General features: G+C 59.8%; 15 protein-coding genes. 9 read left to right on the plus strand and 6 right to left on the minus strand.

What is annotated here, in order from left to right:
• Positions 1-14 precede the first annotated feature (14 nt).
• Both uraH and AC0IXS_RS23995 read left to right on the plus strand, forming a co-directional pair.
• Positions 15-368 (plus strand): hydroxyisourate hydrolase, encoded by a 354-nt coding sequence (gene uraH / locus AC0IXS_RS23990; RefSeq protein ID WP_057410860.1) that lies wholly within the window; start codon positions 15-17, stop codon positions 366-368.
• A gap of 137 nt (positions 369-505) precedes the next feature.
• The gene (locus tag AC0IXS_RS23995) at positions 506-1,258 is read left to right on the plus strand and encodes a GntR family transcriptional regulator (protein ID WP_057410861.1); all 753 of its coding nucleotides are present in this window, start codon (positions 506-508) and stop codon (positions 1,256-1,258) included.
• Positions 1,259-1,265: 7 nt separating this feature from the next.
• On the opposite strand, the gene AC0IXS_RS24000 is transcribed toward AC0IXS_RS23995, so the two are convergent.
• The 5 genes from AC0IXS_RS24000 to phhA all read right to left on the minus strand — a co-directional run bounded on the left by AC0IXS_RS24000 (position 1,266) and on the right by phhA (position 5,906).
• A complete protein-coding gene (locus tag AC0IXS_RS24000) occupies positions 1,266-2,477 on the minus strand; it encodes an MFS transporter (protein ID WP_057410862.1) in 1,212 nt (403 codons plus the stop codon).
• 197 nt (positions 2,478-2,674) lie between these two features.
• Positions 2,675-2,854, minus strand: coding sequence for a hypothetical protein (locus tag AC0IXS_RS24005; RefSeq protein ID WP_122413048.1), 180 nt, complete (start codon positions 2,852-2,854; stop codon positions 2,675-2,677).
• 662 nt (positions 2,855-3,516) lie between these two features.
• A complete protein-coding gene (locus AC0IXS_RS24010; protein WP_191957494.1) occupies positions 3,517-4,713 on the minus strand; it encodes an amino acid aminotransferase in 1,197 nt (398 codons plus the stop codon).
• On the minus strand, positions 4,713-5,069 hold the full coding sequence (locus tag AC0IXS_RS24015) for a 4a-hydroxytetrahydrobiopterin dehydratase (RefSeq protein WP_025994306.1): 357 nt from the start codon (positions 5,067-5,069) through the stop codon (positions 4,713-4,715). Before AC0IXS_RS24015 ends, AC0IXS_RS24010 begins: the two co-directional genes overlap by 1 nt.
• A gap of 39 nt (positions 5,070-5,108) precedes the next feature.
• Positions 5,109-5,906 (minus strand): phenylalanine 4-monooxygenase, encoded by a 798-nt coding sequence (phhA, locus tag AC0IXS_RS24020; protein WP_471825878.1) that lies wholly within the window; start codon positions 5,904-5,906, stop codon positions 5,109-5,111.
• A 273-nt stretch (positions 5,907-6,179) separates the two neighbouring features.
• Between phhA and AC0IXS_RS24025 the strand changes: the two genes are divergently transcribed.
• Entirely contained in the window at positions 6,180-7,739 is a 1,560-nt protein-coding gene (locus AC0IXS_RS24025) for a sigma-54-dependent transcriptional regulator (RefSeq protein ID WP_449122247.1), read from the plus strand.
• Positions 7,740-7,846: 107 nt separating this feature from the next.
• On the opposite strand, the gene AC0IXS_RS24030 is transcribed toward AC0IXS_RS24025, so the two are convergent.
• Positions 7,847-8,113 (minus strand): DUF2790 domain-containing protein, encoded by a 267-nt coding sequence (locus AC0IXS_RS24030; RefSeq protein WP_471825880.1) that lies wholly within the window; start codon positions 8,111-8,113, stop codon positions 7,847-7,849.
• 340 nt (positions 8,114-8,453) lie between these two features.
• Here AC0IXS_RS24030 and acs point away from each other — a divergent pair, with 340 nt between their 5' ends.
• From acs to AC0IXS_RS24060, 6 genes are all read left to right on the plus strand, one after another.
• On the plus strand, positions 8,454-10,409 hold the full coding sequence (gene acs / locus AC0IXS_RS24035; RefSeq protein WP_004888094.1) for an acetate--CoA ligase: 1,956 nt from the start codon (positions 8,454-8,456) through the stop codon (positions 10,407-10,409).
• 929 nt (positions 10,410-11,338) lie between these two features.
• Positions 11,339-12,115 carry an ABC transporter substrate-binding protein gene (locus tag AC0IXS_RS24040; protein ID WP_004886149.1) on the plus strand — a complete coding sequence of 259 codons (777 nt, stop codon included), beginning with the start codon at positions 11,339-11,341 and terminating at the stop codon, positions 12,113-12,115.
• A gap of 86 nt (positions 12,116-12,201) precedes the next feature.
• The gene (locus AC0IXS_RS24045) at positions 12,202-12,891 is read left to right on the plus strand and encodes an ABC transporter permease (RefSeq protein WP_025994310.1); all 690 of its coding nucleotides are present in this window, start codon (positions 12,202-12,204) and stop codon (positions 12,889-12,891) included.
• A complete protein-coding gene (locus AC0IXS_RS24050) occupies positions 12,888-13,586 on the plus strand; it encodes an ABC transporter permease (protein WP_004886146.1) in 699 nt (232 codons plus the stop codon). Before AC0IXS_RS24045 ends, AC0IXS_RS24050 begins: the two co-directional genes overlap by 4 nt.
• A 1-nt stretch (position 13,587) precedes the next feature.
• The gene (locus tag AC0IXS_RS24055; RefSeq protein ID WP_137202471.1) at positions 13,588-14,700 is read left to right on the plus strand and encodes a M14 family metallopeptidase; all 1,113 of its coding nucleotides are present in this window, start codon (positions 13,588-13,590) and stop codon (positions 14,698-14,700) included.
• Between the two features lie 22 nt (positions 14,701-14,722).
• Positions 14,723-15,487 carry an ABC transporter ATP-binding protein gene (locus AC0IXS_RS24060; RefSeq protein ID WP_029244297.1) on the plus strand — a complete coding sequence of 255 codons (765 nt, stop codon included), beginning with the start codon at positions 14,723-14,725 and terminating at the stop codon, positions 15,485-15,487.
• Positions 15,488-15,553 lie beyond the last annotated feature (66 nt).

Here is a 15,553-nt window from a genome sequence, read left to right on the forward strand (position 1 = left end):
CAAGGAGCAGCGCCTTGGGAAAATTGACCACACACGTACTGGACGCCGCGCACGGCTGCCCCGGTGCCGCCATCGTCATCGAGCTGTATCAAGTTGAAGGCGGACAGATGCGCAAGGTTGCCAGCGCCGTCACCAACAGCGACGGGCGCTGCGACGCGCCGTTGTTGCAGGACGACGAGTACCGATCCGGCGTCTACCAGCTGCATTTCCACGCGGGCGATTACTACCGGGCGCGAGGCGTGGTGCTGAACGAGCCGGCCTTTCTCGATGTGGTGGTGCTGCGCTTCGGCATTGACGCAGGTCAGGCCCACTTTCATGTGCCGCTGTTAATCTCGCCCTACAGCTACTCGACGTACCGGGGCAGCTGATACTCGCTTGCCCGCGCACACTGCGGGCTTTTTTTTTGCGTGCCGTTCAGTCGCCAGACGTGAGCACGCCTTTCCGGTTTTGCCCTGTGTACAATGCGCGCGTTGCGACGCCGTCATCCATCCGCGCCCGAGTGCCCATGAACGATCAGTCCCTGCCTCTCAAGAAACCGACGCGACCTGCCAGGGCTGGAAGCAGCCTGACTCAGGACGATATTGTTTACGCGCACATCTTCGACGCCATCCTTGAGCAGCGTCTGGCGCCGGGCACCCGACTGAGCGAAGAGGCACTGGGCGAGATTTTCGGTGTGAGTCGCACCATCATCCGCCGCGCCTTGTCGCGTCTGGGTCATGAAGGCGTCGTGCTGCTGCGCCCCAATCGCGGTGCCGTGGTCGCCAGTCCCAGCGTCGAGGAAGCCCGTCAGGTGTTCTTCGCCCGGCGCATGGTGGAAAAGGCCATCACCGAGCTGGCTGTCGAGCACGCCACGGCCGCGCAGCTCGCGCAGTTGCGCCAGATGGTGAGCGATGAGCGCGACAGTTTTTCCCGAGGCGATCGAGGTGCAGGCATTCGTCTGTCCGGCGAGTTCCACCTGCAATTGGCCGTTGCGGCCCGAAACGCGCCGCTGATCAGCTTCCAGCGCAGCCTGGTTTCCCAGACTTCACTGATCATTGCCCAGTACGAAACCGGCAACCGCACGCACTGTTCCTACGAAGAGCATAACCAGTTGATCGATGCGATCGAGGCCAGGGATGCGGCGCTGGCGGTCGAGTTGATGATGCACCACATGGATCACATCGACAGCAAACTCAACCTGGACGAAGACGCGAGTTCGGATGACCTGCAGGCCGTGTTCTCGCACCTGCTGGGCAAGAAAAAGCCCAAGGCCAACTGACGCGTAATCAACCTGCCTGTTGCTGCCTCAGGGCCTGCGCCTGACGGTACAGATAAATGCTCAGGCCCAGTCCGCTCAGCGACGCGAGCGCGGCGAACAGGAAGATCGAAACAAAGCCGAAGCCGGCTGCAATCGCCCCGGCCAGCGGCCCGGTGATGCCCAGCGACAGATCAATGAACAGCGAATAGGCACCCACCGCCGCGCCACGGCTGGACGCTGGCACCAGATTGACCGCCTCGACGCCCAGCGCCGGAAACACCAGCGAAAAGCCGAACCCCGTCAATGCTGCACCGGCCAGCGCCAGGCCAGGTGTGGGTGCCATCCACAGAAACAATAGGCCCAGCGTTTCGACCGACAGGCACGCAATCGCCACGCGAAAACCGCCCAGCCGATTGATCAGATTGCCGAACAGCAAACGTGCCGTGATAAAGCTGGCACCGAACAGGGTCAGGCACAGTGCGGCGTTTGGCCAGTGATTGCTGGCGTAGTACAGGGTAATGAAGGTCGCGATGGTGCCGAAGCCGATCCCGCCCAGTGCCAGGCCCATGCCATGGGGAAAGACGCGCCCCAGCACATGCATGAACGGCAGGCGTTCGCCGTGCACGATGGGTGCACCGGGTTTCTTCCAGGTCAACAGCAGCCCTGTCGCGCACAACAGCATGATGCTCACACCGACTGTCCACAGGCCCAGCTCTTTCACCATCCAGACGCCGAGTGGCGCACCGACAGCCAGCGCGCCATAACTGGCGATGCCGTTCCAGGAAATTACCTTGGCGGTGTTCTGTGCGCCGACCCGGCCGATGCCCCAGCCAATCGAGCCCGAACCCACCAGACTTTCCGCGCTGCCCAGAATCACCCGACCGATCAGCAGTACCACCAGACTCGCCATCGGCCACGCCTGCAGCCAGACGGGCACCAGCATGAACACGCCACTCACGCCGCACCCGGCCAGGCCTATCTGCACGGCTTTCTTGCTGCCCAGGTTATCGATGATTCGGCTCGCCCAAGGGCGACTGATGACGGTGGCGAGGTACTGCACGCTGATGACAAGACCGGCTATCACTGCGCCGAAACCCAGGTCGCTGTGGACATAACCCGGCAAAACGGCCAACGGGATGCCGATGTTCAGGTAGCCAATGAACGTGAACATGACGATGGAAACCACCGTCAGGGTGATGGCCATCGGGGTTTGCGGTGCAGCAGTGTTTGTCTCGGGCATGGAGAGAGGTTTCATTCTGATCACGAAGTAGGCGTGTGGCGTTAAAGCAGTGCGATGGAAAAGCGTGCGGGAAAAACCCTTAGCAAGCTCTCTATATGAACATCATACGGCGCATCGGACGATGCTGGTAACAGATTGCAATAAATCTGTAGGGCAGGGGGAATGCTTTTAGATTGAAGGGCAGATCGGAAAGCAGATCAGGAGCCGGAAGGTGCAACCAGATGCGTGGTCACCAGTGCAGCCAAGGCGTTTTCCTGGGTGCCGAAGCGGGCCAGCAGGGCTTGCTGCTTTTCCGGGCTCAGGCGCGACCAGATCTCGATCATTTTTTCAGCAGTACCGATCAATGCGCTGGCCTGGGTTTCGGTGAAATCGCTCATGGGTGTGTCCGTGTGCCTCTCGCTGGTCTTCCAGGCGTATTGAAAATCGGCAGAACCGTTTTTCGATACGCCTGAAAACAATCGCCTTCAGTCTTTGCTTCGGGCTTTTTGGCTGTCTTGAGCCGAGGGTGCAGCTTTCATTGCGGCAGGTTGACCAAGCTCCTGTTGAGCCAGAGTCGACTGCTTTGGTTCCTGTTGGCCTGGTGGGAAGTTAGGGATTTCATGCATCGTCATCGCTCCTCGCAAGGGGTTGCAGATAGAACCGTGCTTTAAAAAAGCATGCGCAGGATACCCCACTGAAAATGACAATCCCGATATTTTTTTCAACTGATTGACTGAGTGGCGAAACAAAAAAAGGATTTTACTGTCTTGGGCGAGTTGGCTGGCAATAGGCCTTTATGGGATGGCTCACTGCCGGTATTGGGGCCGCAACCAATAGGCTGCCGGTTCAACGCAGTGTCCCAGCGAACGACAAAATGTGGGAGGCGCCACCACGTCTTCGACGTAGCGCTGTCGCGCAGCAAGCGCGGACCGTGGGAGGCGGCTTGCCGGCGATGAACGATGACTTGATTTCCTGACCTACCGCGTCGACCGCATCGCCGGCAAGCCGCCTCCCGCAGTCAGGTGTTTGCTGATCAGAAGCGAGAGGCGCCCGTTACCCTTTATCCTTTACACACCGCCGCAATCGCCTGCGCCAGCTGATCCAGACGGCTGGCATCGATACCGGCCATGTTGGCTCGTCCGTCATTGACCATGTACACGCTTTGCTCCTCACGCAGTCTGGTGACCTGTTCGCCGGTGATGCCGGTGTAGGAAAACATTCCGCGCTGCTGTGCGATGTGAGCAAAACGCTCGCCGAGCCCCAGCGGCGTCAGAGCCTCGACCAGTCCGCTGCGCAGTTGCGCCACGCGCTGACGCATCTCTTCAACCTCGTCGGCCCACAGGCTTTTCAGCTCGGGGTCACCCAGAATCTCGGCTACCACGGCAGCACCGTGATCGGGTGGGTTCGACCAGAGATTACGCGCGATGCTTGCCAGCTGACTGCGCACATCCAGCAGCTTTTGTGTCTCGTCGGTGCAGACGATCAATGCGCCGGTGCGCTCGCGGTACAGGCCAAAGTTCTTCGAGCACGAGCTGGTGATCAGCAGTTCCGGCAGTGCCTCGGCGAACAGACGAACCGCCCATGCGTCTTCTTCCAGTCCGTCACCAAAGCCTTGGTAAGCGAAGTCGATCAACGGCAACAGCTCGCGGCTCTGCACGATCTTCAGCACTTCACGCCAGTCATCGTGAGACAGATCAAAGCCGGTCGGGTTGTGGCAGCAGGCATGCAGCAGCACCACATCGCCCTGCGGAACCTGACGCAGCGCGTCGAGCATGCCATCGACGTTCAGCCGGTTATCGCTACCCACGTAAGGGTAATGGCCGACCTTCAGGCCAACCTTGTTGAAGATCGTTTCATGCAACGGCCACGTCGGGTCGCTGAGCCAGATACCCTTGCCGGGCAGGCACTGCGCGATGAAGTCTGCCGCCAGACGCAACGCGCCGGTACCGCCCGGTGTCTGGGTGGCGCCTGCACGCTTTGCCTTGATGAGCGGCGAATCGCCGCCCAGCACCAGTTCGCTGATCAGCGCGCCGAAGCGCGGATCGCCGTGGCTGCCGATGTAGGTTTTGGTCATCTGCCGGTCGACCAGCCGCTGTTCTGCGGCTTTCACTGCGCGCGGCACCGGCGTCTGGCCTTGTGAATCCTTGTAGACACCCACGCCCAGGTCGAACTTGTCGGGGTTCGAATCATTGGCGTAAGCCTCGATCAGACCCAGAATCGGATCGCCCGGTACACGCTGGATGTCCCTGAAATGCATTATTTGCGTCCCTCGGCGTTTTTGGCCACCTCGTCGGTGCGGGCAGCCATGATGAAGTCATTGCGGTGCAGCCCTTTGATCGAGTGGCTCCACCAGGTCACGGTCACTTTGCCCCATTCGGTCAGCAGACCCGGATGATGACCTTCAGCTTCGGCGATTTCACCGACGGCGTTGGTAAAGGCCAGGGCAAATTTGAAATTCTTGAACAGGAAGACTTTTTCCAGCTGCATGACGCTGTCGCGCACTTCGATGTTCCAGTCCGGAATCTGCCTGAGCAATTCCGGCAGCTCGGCTTCGCTGACTTGTGGCGCGTCGGCACGGCAGGCTTCGCAGTGGGCTTGGTTGAGTGTAGTCATGAACAGGATCCTTATGACGCGTGGCTGCCGATCAGGCGATCAGGCCGCGTGGTTTTTAGGTTTGGGCGGAAATTTTGGCGCATGCAGACCCATCTGCATACCGCGTTCGACCAGGCCCATGATGTCTTCCTGCGCCAGATCGAACAGGCGCTTGAGGTCGGGCAGAACAAAGTACACCGGTTGCAGGATGTCGATGCGATAAGGCGTGCGCATCGCTTCGAGCGGGTCGAACGGCTGATGCTCGGGCTCCGATGACAGGCTGTACACCGCTTCCTTGGGTGAAGACAGGATGCCGCCGCCGTAGATTTTGCGTCCCTGTGGCGTGTCCACCAGGCCGAACTCGATGGTCATCCAGTACAGGCGGGCCAGATACACCCGCTGTTCCTTGGTCGCGCTCAGGCCAAGCTTGCCGTAGGTGTGGGTGAATTCAGCGAACCAGGGATTGGTCAGCAGCGGGCAGTGACCGAAGATCTCGTGAAAGATGTCGGGTTCCTGCAGGTAGTCCAGTTCTTCTTCAGTGCGAATGAACGTCGCGACCGGGAAGCGCTTGCTGGCCAGCAGTTCGAAAAAGGTCTGGAACGGAATCAGTGCGGGCACGCGTTCGACCTGCCAGCCGGTAGTTGCTCCCAGCACCTTGTTGATTTCGCCCAGTTGCGGAATCCGGTCGTGGGGCAGGCCAAGCTGCTCGATGCCGTCCAGATATGCCTGACAGGCACGGCCTTCGATGACTTTCATCTGGCGAGTGATCAGCGTGTTCCATACCGCGTGTTCGGCGGCCGGGTAATCGATGAAGCCCTCTGCGTCGGGCTCACGCGCTACGTAGTGCGTCTGGGCCATGCTGGTCTCCTGAAGAGCGCTGTTGTTGTTATGGGGCTGCTTTCTGTGCGAAGCGCAATGACCCAGAAATAGCGCAAATCTTGCGCAAGGTCAGCGGGCTGCTTCGTGCGGCCTCGGTAATTTGCACGCTCAAGCGTAACGAAAACTTTACGAATGCTTTGTTGGTCAAGCGAATCGTGGTCCTGAGAGCCCTTCATTGCGCTGGGCTGTCACGTATTCTTGACGGTAGACTTCGTGCTACAACAAAAAACACGTCCCGAGGAACGAGCATCCATGCGCATCAAGGTCCATTGTCAGAATCGCATCGGCATTCTTCGCGACATTCTCGACCTGCTGGTTGCCTACGGGGTCAACGTGGCCAGAGGCGAGGTGGGTGGTGAGCATGGCGATGCGATTTACCTGCACTGCCCGAACCTGATCAACATGCAGTTCCAGGCCTTGCGTCCCCGGTTCGAGGCGATTACCGGGGTATTCGGCGTCAAACGCGTCGGATTGATGCCCAGCGAACGACGCCACATGGAGCTGAATGCCTTGCTGGGCGCGCTGGAATTTCCGGTGCTGTCCATCGACATGGCCGGTGCCATTGTGGCTGCCAACCGCGCAGCGGCCCAGTTGCTGGGCGTGCGCGTCGATGAAGTGCCGGGCATTCCGCTGTCGCGCTATGCCGAAGATTTCGACCTGCCCGCGCTGGTGCGCGCCAACAACTCGCGGATCAATGGATTGCGCATCAAGGTGCGCGGTGATGTATTTCTGGCGGACATCGCGCCGTTGCAGTCAGAGCATGACAACAGCGAGGCAATGGCGGGCGCGGTGTTGACGCTGCACCGGGCGGACCGGGTGGGCGAGCGTATCTATCACGTGCGCAAGCAGGAGCTGCGCGGTTTTGACAGCATCTTTCAGAGTTCGAAGGTCATGGCCACCGTGGTACGCGAGGCACGCCGCATGGCGCCGCTGGACGCGCCGCTGCTGATCGAAGGCGAGACCGGAACCGGCAAGGAACTGCTGGCCCGCGCCTGTCATCTGTCGAGCCCACGCGGCCAGTCGCCGATGATGGCGCTGAATTGCGCGGGGCTGTCCGAATCCATGGCCGAGACCGAATTGTTCGGCTACGACCCCGGTGCGTTCGAAGGCGCACGCGTGGAAGGGCGGCTGGGTCTGCTGGAACTGACGGCGGGCGGCACGCTGTTTCTCGATGGCGTCGGCGAACTGAGCGCCCGTATGCAGGCCAAGTTGCTGCGCTTCATCCAGGATGGCTGCTTTCGCCGCGTGGGCAGCGATGAGGACATGTACCTGGATGTGCGTGTGATGTGCTCGACGCAAGTCGATCTGTCCGAACTCTGCGCCCAAGGTGTTTTTCGGCAGGACCTTTACCACCGGCTCAACGTGCTGACCCTGCACATTCCGCCGCTGCGCGAGTGCCTGGATGGCCTGACGCCTCTGGTCGAGCACTTTCTCGATCAGGCCAGTCGCCAGATTGGTTGCGCTTTGCCGGGAATTGCGCCTGCCGCCATGAAACGACTCAGCCAGTATCACTGGCCGGGCAATGTGCGGCAGCTGGAGAATGTGTTGTTTCAGGCTGTTTCGTTGTGCGACGGCACACAGGTGCAGGCCGACCATATCCGGCTGCCCGATTACGGCGTGCGGCAGACAATGACCGATGTTTCTCTGGATGGGGGGCTTGAAGCCATTGTCGGGCGTTTCGAGAAGTCGGTGCTCGAGCAACTTTACGCGCACTATCCCAGCAGTCGGCAATTGGGTAAAAGACTGGGTGTTTCACATACAACCATTGCCAACAAGTTGCGTGAATATGAAGTGGGCAAGCACATTGAATAGCACGGGTGTTTATTGAAAAGCCTGTGCCTGATGTAAGCGTTTCAGGAGGCGCCTCGCATCGTTATCTGCACAATAATCTGCGAGGCGTCGCGCCAGTCAAGCCAGTGTCAGCCGTTGCTGCACCCGTTACCCATCACCTGATAACTCATGATGTGCTGCTTGCCCTGCGAGTCTTCATAGATCATGCGGGCCGGGACGACCTGACAGACATTGGGGATCTGGCTGGTGGAAATGACCCTGGCGATATCCAGGTGAGTGCCATATTTATATTCCTCGACGCGTGCCTGTTGCGCGGCAACCTTGGTTTGCGATTCTTCGGCCATGGCCAATGTACTGAGACCGCAAAGTGCCAGAATCGCGAATGAAGCTTTCATTGCTGTTTACCTTCTTGAGTGCGAGCGAATGCGCCTGACGAATAATCGAATTCAGGAAGCATTGCGATTGATTTGAACCGTGCCTGTGTGGGGGGCTGTTGGTGTTTGCCATGTTGGCGGAAGTGATTCTAGGCTTCTGACGGCGCGACATATATAAAGGCTTTTGATAAGCCTTTTTATCGAAACGGTAACAATCCGTTTATGGCGCCTGCGGTCATGGCATGTGTGCAGGCGTGGACGAAGCGGTCCCGGCCGGTAAGACCAACGTCGAATGGTCCTGTAAGGTAGGCCGGGATACAACGGACTCATAAAACAACAACTATCCACCGAGGTAACCAAGATGAGTGCAGCTTCCCTGTACCCCGTCCGCCCAGAAGTCGCAGCGAACACGCTGACGGATGAGGCAACCTACAAGGCCATGTACCAGCAGTCGGTGGTCAATCCCGATGGTTTCTGGCGTGAGCAGGCCAAGCGCCTCGACTGGATCAAACCCTTCACAAACGTCAAACAGACTTCCTTCGACGATCACCGCGTCGACATCAAATGGTTCGCCGACGGCACGCTGAACGTGGCCTACAACTGCCTGGACCGTCATCTGGAAGAGCGCGGCGACAGCATTGCGATCATCTGGGAAGGTGACGATCCTTCCGAACACCGTGAAATCACCTACCGTGAACTGCACGCCGAAGTCTGCAAGTTCGCCAACGCCCTGCGCGGTCAGGACGTGCACCGTGGTGACGTCGTGACTATCTATATGCCCATGATCCCCGAGGCTGTGGTCGCCATGCTGGCGTGCGCCCGGATCGGAGCGATCCACTCGGTGGTGTTCGGCGGCTTCTCGCCGGAAGCGTTGGCCGGCCGCATCATCGATTGCAGTTCCAAAGTCGTCATCACCGCTGACGAAGGTCTGCGTGGCGGCAAGAAAACCCCGCTCAAGGCCAACGTCGACCGCGCCCTGACCAATCCTGAAACCAGCAGCGTGCAGAAAGTCATTGTCTGCAAGCGCACCGGCGGCGAGATCGAGTGGAACCGCCACCGCGACATCTGGTACCACGCGTTGCTGGAAGTGGCATCGAGCACCTGCGCGCCGAAGGAAATGGGCGCTGAAGAATCCCTGTTCATCCTTTACACCTCCGGTTCCACCGGCAAGCCCAAGGGCGTGCTGCACACCACCGCCGGTTACCTGCTCTACGCGGCACTGACTCACGAACGCGTGTTCGACTACAAGCCGGGCGAGATCTACTGGTGCACGGCTGACGTTGGCTGGGTCACCGGCCACAGCTACATCGTCTACGGCCCGCTGGCCAACGGCGCGACCACGCTGCTGTTCGAAGGTGTGCCGAACTACCCGGACATCACCCGCGTGTCGAAAATCATTGACAAGCACAAGGTCAACATCCTCTACACCGCACCGACCGCCATTCGCGCCATGATGGCCGAGGGCACGCGTTCGGTTGAAGGCGCTGACGGTTCCAGCCTGCGTCTGCTGGGTTCGGTCGGCGAGCCGATCAACCCGGAAGCCTGGGGTTGGTACTACGACACCGTGGGCAAGAAAAACTGCCCGATCGTCGACACCTGGTGGCAGACCGAAACGGGCGGCATCCTGATCAGCCCGCTGCCGGGCGCGACCGCGCTCAAACCGGGTTCGGCAACACGTCCGTTCTTCGGCGTGATTCCGGCGCTGGTGGACAACCTGGGCAACCTGATCGAAGGCGCGGCCGAAGGCAATCTGGTGATTCTCGATTCCTGGCCGGGTCAGTCGCGTTCTTTGTATGGCGATCACGACCGCTTCGTCGACACCTACTTCAAGACGTTCCGTGGCATGTACTTCACCGGTGACGGTGCGCGTCGCGACGAAGACGGTTACTACTGGATTACCGGTCGCGTGGACGACGTGCTCAACGTTTCCGGCCACCGGATGGGGACTGCCGAGATCGAAAGCGCGATGGTCGCGCACCCGAAAGTCGCCGAGGCGGCGGTGGTCGGTGTGCCGCATGATCTGAAAGGGCAGGGCATCTACGTGTACGTCACGCTCAATGCCGGCGAAACGGCGGATGAAGCGCTGCGCATCGAACTGCGCAACTGGGTGCGCAAGGAGATCGGTCCGATTGCCTCGCCTGACTTCATCCAGTGGGCGCCGGGCCTGCCGAAAACCCGCTCGGGCAAGATCATGCGCCGCATCCTGCGCAAGATCGCGACCGGTGAGTACGACGCCTTGGGCGACATCTCCACCCTGGCCGATCCAGGTGTTGTTCAGCACCTGATCGAAACCCACAAGACCATGAGCGCCGCCTGATACCCCACTGATCATTCCCACGCTCCGGCGTGGGAATGCCTCTCGGGACGCTCCGCGTCCGCCACACTTGCGTCGGATGCACGATCATCACTGTCTGATACCCCACTGATCGTTCCTCACGCTCCGCGCTCGGCGTTATACACAAATCCTCCTGGAGGAATACGATGATGATCGTTCCTACGCTCTGCGTGGGAATGCCTCCCAGGACGCTCCGCGTCCGCTCTGGAATGTGGCGCAGCTGTGTGCCCAAGCTCCAGCGTTATCCACGTCATGCGCTCGGCTTACTGAATCCTCAGTCTGTGCCATTTGTGACGCGGAGCGTCACGGGAGGCATGCCCACGCGGAGCGATGGGCACGATCAGTGTCGAGACGGACTTGTGTATAACGACGAGCGCTCTGCGTGGGAATGCCTCTCAGGACGCTCTGCGTCCCGGCTGCATGCGGTCGCTGAGCATCTGCACGATCAGCTTCTGGCTTTCCGGCCGGGATATATCGACCTGTTACGCGTCTACACGCTGTTTCTCCTGTCTGCTTCCTTGTGGGACATTCGTCCCGTTATTTGTAGGAATAAGCAGTGCCCGAAGACGATTCTCCAGGCCGATCACACGCTGGGCTTGCCGGATTAGAAGGCTTTGCCAATAATGGGCGCGCTTTTTGCTGTATTGATAGGTTGGGTCTGCTCTGCTGGATCACGTGATTTCAGCTTCGTCAACAGGCCGCACGGGCTTTTCAGGCGCTTCTGTAACTTGTTGTCGCATTGAAGAAATATCGACTTCGAGCCTGTCGTTAAAATGCCCCTCACTCGTCAGAGGCCGGTGAACCGAAACACGGTATCGGATGCCTGATGTCGCTCTCTCTGGATGGTCCTTTCGCATAATGGGCGCTGCCCACTCTGCCACTTGTCGTGCTTTACCGATGGAGTTCTGTAAATGAAAAAGCTCATGCTTATTGGCGCGCTGGCGTTGTCCGTGCTTGCCCAGCCGACATTCGCTGACGAAAAGCCGCTGAAAATCGGTATTGAAGCCGCGTACCCTCCGTTCGCCTCCAAGGCGCCGGACGGCAGCATTGTCGGTTTCGACTACGACATCGGCAATGCGCTGTGTGAAGAAATGAAAGCCAAGTGCACGTGGGTCGAACAGGAATTCGACGGCCTGATCCCTGCGCTGAAAGTCCGCAAGATCGACGCGATCCTGTCTTCGATGTCCATTACCGAAGACCGCAAGAAGTCCGTGGACTTCACCGGCAAGTACTACAATTCCCCGGCTCGTCTGGTCATGAAGGAAGGCACCACGGTCAGCGACAACCTGGCTGAGCTCAAGGGCAAGAAGATCGGCGTGCAGCGTGGTTCGATTCACGAGCGTTTCGCCCGTGAAACGCTGGCGCCTCTGGGTGTCGAAGTGACGCCATACGGTTCGCAGAACGAAATCTATCTGGACATCGGCGCCGGTCGTCTGGACGGTACCGTGGCTGATGCGACCCTGCTGCAGGACGGTTTCCTGAAGACCGACGCTGGCAAGGGTTACGCATTCGTCGGCCCGTCGTTCACCGACCCGAAATACTTCGGTGACGGCATCGGCATCGCTGTGCGCAAGGGCGACAAGGCCAACCTTGACCGTCTCAACGCTGCCATCGCTGCAATTCGTGCCAATGGCAAGTACAAGGCAATCCAGGACAAGTACTTCGATTTCGACATTTACGGCAAATAAAACCGCCGCAAGGTACTGACCGAAATGGCGCAAACAGACTCGCTGGCTTGCGCCATTTTTTATTCCACGCTTGAGGACCGCACATGATGTTGAAAGGCTACGGGGCTGTGATCCTCGAAGGTGCCTGGCTGACGTTGCAGTTGGCGCTGTCATCGATGGCCCTGGCGATCGTTCTCGGTCTGATCGGCGTGGCGCTTCGTCTGTCGCCGGTGCGCTGGCTGGCCTGGCTGGGTGATCTGTACAGCACCGTGATTCGCGGTATCCCCGATCTGGTTTTGATTCTGCTGATCTTCTATGGCGGTCAGGACCTGCTCAATCGTGTCGCGCCGATACTGGGTTTTGAGGATTACATCGATCTCGACCCGTTCGCAGCCGGCATCTGCACGCTGGGCTTCATCTTTGGCGCCTACCTGTCCGAGACCTTCCGCGGTGCGTTCATGGCCATCCCCAAGGGCCAGGCCGAGGCGGGCATGGCGTATGGCATGAGCAGCGGCAAAGTGTTTTTCCGCATCCTGGTGCCGCAGATGATCCGTCTGGCGATCCCCGGTTTCACCAACAACTGGCTGGTACTGACCAAGGCCACCGCGCTGATTTCAGTGGTCGGTCTGCAGGACATGATGTTCAAGGCCAAGCAGGCGGCCGATGCCACCCGCGAACCCTTCACTTTCTTTCTCGCGGTCGCGGCGATGTATCTGGTGATTACCAGTGTTTCGCTGCTGGCCCTGCGTTATCTGGAAAAACGCTACTCCGTGGGCGTCAGGGCGGCTGACCTATGATTTTCGACTACAACGTCATCTGGGAAAGCCTGCCGCTGTACTTCGGCGGCCTGTTGGTGACCCTCAAGCTGCTGGCGATTTCCCTGGGTTTCGGTCTGCTCGCAGCACTGCCTCTGGGGCTGATGCGGGTCTCGAAAAACCCATGGGTGAACATGCCGGCCTGGTTGTACACCTACGTGATTCGAGGCACGCCGATGCTGGTGCAGCTGTTCCTGATCTATTACGGACTGGCCCAGTTTGAAGCCGTGCGTGAAAGCGTTCTGTGGCCATGGCTGTCCAGCGCAACGTTTTGCGCCTGTCTGGCCTTCGCCGTGAACACCAGCGCCTACACCGCCGAAATCATCGCAGGCAGCCTCAAGGCAACGCCTGCCGGGGAAATCGAAGCGGCGCGGGCGATGGGCATGTCGCGCTCGAAAATGTACCGTCGCATCCTGCTGCCTTCGGCCCTGCGCCGGGCGCTGCCGCAGTACAGCAACGAAGTGATCATGATGCTGCAGACCACCAGTCTGGCGTCCATCGTGACCCTCATCGATATCACCGGCGCGGCCCGTACGGTCAATGCCCAGTTCTACCTGCCTTTCGAGGCGTACATCACCGCAGGCGTTTTCTATCTGTGCCTGACATTCATTCTGGTGCGACTGTTCAAGATGGCCGAACGTCGCTGGCTGGGCTACATGGCCCCACGGAAGGTCTGAAATGCAAAGAGTCGATCATGTATTGCCGTGGAGCACCCTCGGCACCCAGCGCCAGTTGAGCGTTTTCAGTTTCGGTTCCGGCGAGCGCAAGGCCTACATTCAGGCCAGCCTGCACGCCGACGAACTGCCGGGCATGCGCACTGCGTGGGAGTTGAAGAAACGCCTCACCGAGCTTGAGCAACAGGGCGCGCTGAAAGGCATCATCGAACTGGTGCCGGTCGCCAATCCGCTGGGCCTCGGCCAACTGCTGCAAGGCGCGCATCAAGGGCGGTTCGAATTCGGCAGCGGCAAGAACTTCAATCGCGACTTCACTGAATTGAGCGAACCGGTTGCCGAGTTGCTGGAAGGGCAATTGGGCGACGATCCGCGCGCCAATACTCAGTTGATTCGTCAGGCCATGAGCACCGTGCTCGAGCGTCTGCCTGCGCCGCAATGCGAGCTGCAGGGCATGCAGCGGATTCTGCTCAAGCACGCCTGCGTTGCTGACGTGGTGCTCGATCTGCACTGCGACGCCGATGCCGCGCTGCACATGTACGCGCTGCCCCAGCACTGGCCGCAGTGGCGTTCGTTGTCGGCGCACCTGAACGTCAAGGTCGGGTTGCTTGCCGAAGATTCTGGCGGCAGCTCATTCGACGAAGCCTGTTCGTTGCCGTGGCTGCGTTTGTCGCGGATCTTCCCGCAGGCACAGATTCCACTGGCGTGTCTGGCGACCACCATCGAGCTGGGCGGTCAGGCCGACACCGGCAGGCCCGAAGCCCAAGCCCATGCCGAAGGCATTCTGGCGTTTCTGGCCGAACAGGGTTTTATCAGTGGCGACTGGCCTCAGCCCGCGCATGAAGCCTGCGAAGGCATGCCGTTCGAAGGCACTGAATTGCTCTACGCGCCGCATCCCGGTGTGGTGACGTTCCTGCGCGCCCCTGGTGAGTGGGTCGAGCCCGGCGAGCCGCTGTTCGAAGTCATCGATCCGCTGTCCGATCAGGTCAGCACCCTTTGCGCGAATACTGCCGGTGTGCTGTTTGCCATCGAGCGGCTTCGCTACGCTCAACCCGGTTTCTGGCTGGCCAAAGTGGCGGGGCGCACGGCGCTGCGTCAGGGACGCCTGCTCAGTGATTGATCGTTCCGTGAGAAACCAAAGCATGAACAAACTGGAAGTCCAGGACCTGCACAAGCGGTATGGCAGCCATGAAGTGATCAAGGGCGTGTCCCTGACGGCCAGCGCTGGCGATGTGATCAGCATCATCGGCTCCAGCGGCTCGGGCAAAAGCACGTTTCTGCGTTGCATCAATCTGCTTGAGCAGCCTCATGCGGGCAAGATTCTGCTCAATGGTGAAGAGCTCAAGCTGGTCCCGAACAAGGACGGCGGTCTGAAGGCCGCGGACGGCAAGCAGTTGCAGCGCATGCGCTCACGCCTGTCCATGGTGTTCCAGCATTTCAATCTTTGGTCGCACATGACTGCGCTGCAGAACATCATCGAGGCGCCGGTGCATGTGCTGGGCGTTCCGAAGAAGGAAGCGCTGGAAAAGGCCGAGTATTACCTGGCCAAGGTCGGCGTCGGGCACCGCAAGGATGCCTATCCGGGGCACATGTCCGGTGGCGAGCAGCAGCGCGTGGCGATTGCCCGCGCGCTGGCGATGGAGCCTGAGGTGATGCTGTTCGATGAGCCGACGTCGGCACTCGATCCTGAGCTGGTCGGCGATGTGCTCAAGGTCATGCAGGGTCTGGCGCAGGAAGGCCGGACCATGGTGGTGGTGACCCACGAAATGGGCTTTGCCCGTGAAGTCTCCAACCAGTTGGTCTTTCTGCATCAGGGCGTGGTGCTGGAACGTGGCGACCCGCGTGAAGTGCTGGCCAATCCGCAGACCGAGCGCCTGCAGCAGTTTCTGTCCGGCAGCTTGAAGTGATGAGTGGCACCGCTTCGGCGGTGCCTTTTTGCAACGGAACAGGGCATGCTGCGCGACACGCGACAT

The sequence above is a fragment of the Pseudomonas sp. AC016 genome (genome assembly GCF_979253365.1).

What these genes read in the sequence shown, in the direction of transcription:
- AC0IXS_RS24040 (WP_004886149.1), top strand. Translation starts at nt 11,339, where the DNA reads ATGAAAAAGCTCATGCTTATTGGCGCGCTGGCGTTGTCCGTGCTTGCC.
- acs (WP_004888094.1), top strand. Translation starts at nt 8,454, where the DNA reads ATGAGTGCAGCTTCCCTGTACCCCGTCCGCCCAGAAGTCGCAGCGAAC.
- AC0IXS_RS24055 (WP_137202471.1), top strand. Translation starts at nt 13,588, where the DNA reads ATGCAAAGAGTCGATCATGTATTGCCGTGGAGCACCCTCGGCACCCAG.
- AC0IXS_RS24030 (WP_471825880.1), bottom strand. Translation starts at nt 8,113, where the DNA reads ATGAAAGCTTCATTCGCGATTCTGGCACTTTGCGGTCTCAGTACATTG.
- AC0IXS_RS24025 (WP_449122247.1), top strand. Translation starts at nt 6,180, where the DNA reads ATGCGCATCAAGGTCCATTGTCAGAATCGCATCGGCATTCTTCGCGAC.
- AC0IXS_RS23995 (WP_057410861.1), top strand. Translation starts at nt 506, where the DNA reads ATGAACGATCAGTCCCTGCCTCTCAAGAAACCGACGCGACCTGCCAGG.
- AC0IXS_RS24045 (WP_025994310.1), top strand. Translation starts at nt 12,202, where the DNA reads ATGTTGAAAGGCTACGGGGCTGTGATCCTCGAAGGTGCCTGGCTGACG.
- AC0IXS_RS24060 (WP_029244297.1), top strand. Translation starts at nt 14,723, where the DNA reads ATGAACAAACTGGAAGTCCAGGACCTGCACAAGCGGTATGGCAGCCAT.
- AC0IXS_RS24000 (WP_057410862.1), bottom strand. Translation starts at nt 2,477, where the DNA reads ATGCCCGAGACAAACACTGCTGCACCGCAAACCCCGATGGCCATCACC.
- AC0IXS_RS24015 (WP_025994306.1), bottom strand. Translation starts at nt 5,069, where the DNA reads ATGACTACACTCAACCAAGCCCACTGCGAAGCCTGCCGTGCCGACGCG.
- AC0IXS_RS24050 (WP_004886146.1), top strand. Translation starts at nt 12,888, where the DNA reads ATGATTTTCGACTACAACGTCATCTGGGAAAGCCTGCCGCTGTACTTC.
- AC0IXS_RS24005 (WP_122413048.1), bottom strand. Translation starts at nt 2,854, where the DNA reads ATGAGCGATTTCACCGAAACCCAGGCCAGCGCATTGATCGGTACTGCT.
- AC0IXS_RS24010 (WP_191957494.1), bottom strand. Translation starts at nt 4,713, where the DNA reads ATGCATTTCAGGGACATCCAGCGTGTACCGGGCGATCCGATTCTGGGT.
- phhA (WP_471825878.1), bottom strand. Translation starts at nt 5,906, where the DNA reads ATGGCCCAGACGCACTACGTAGCGCGTGAGCCCGACGCAGAGGGCTTC.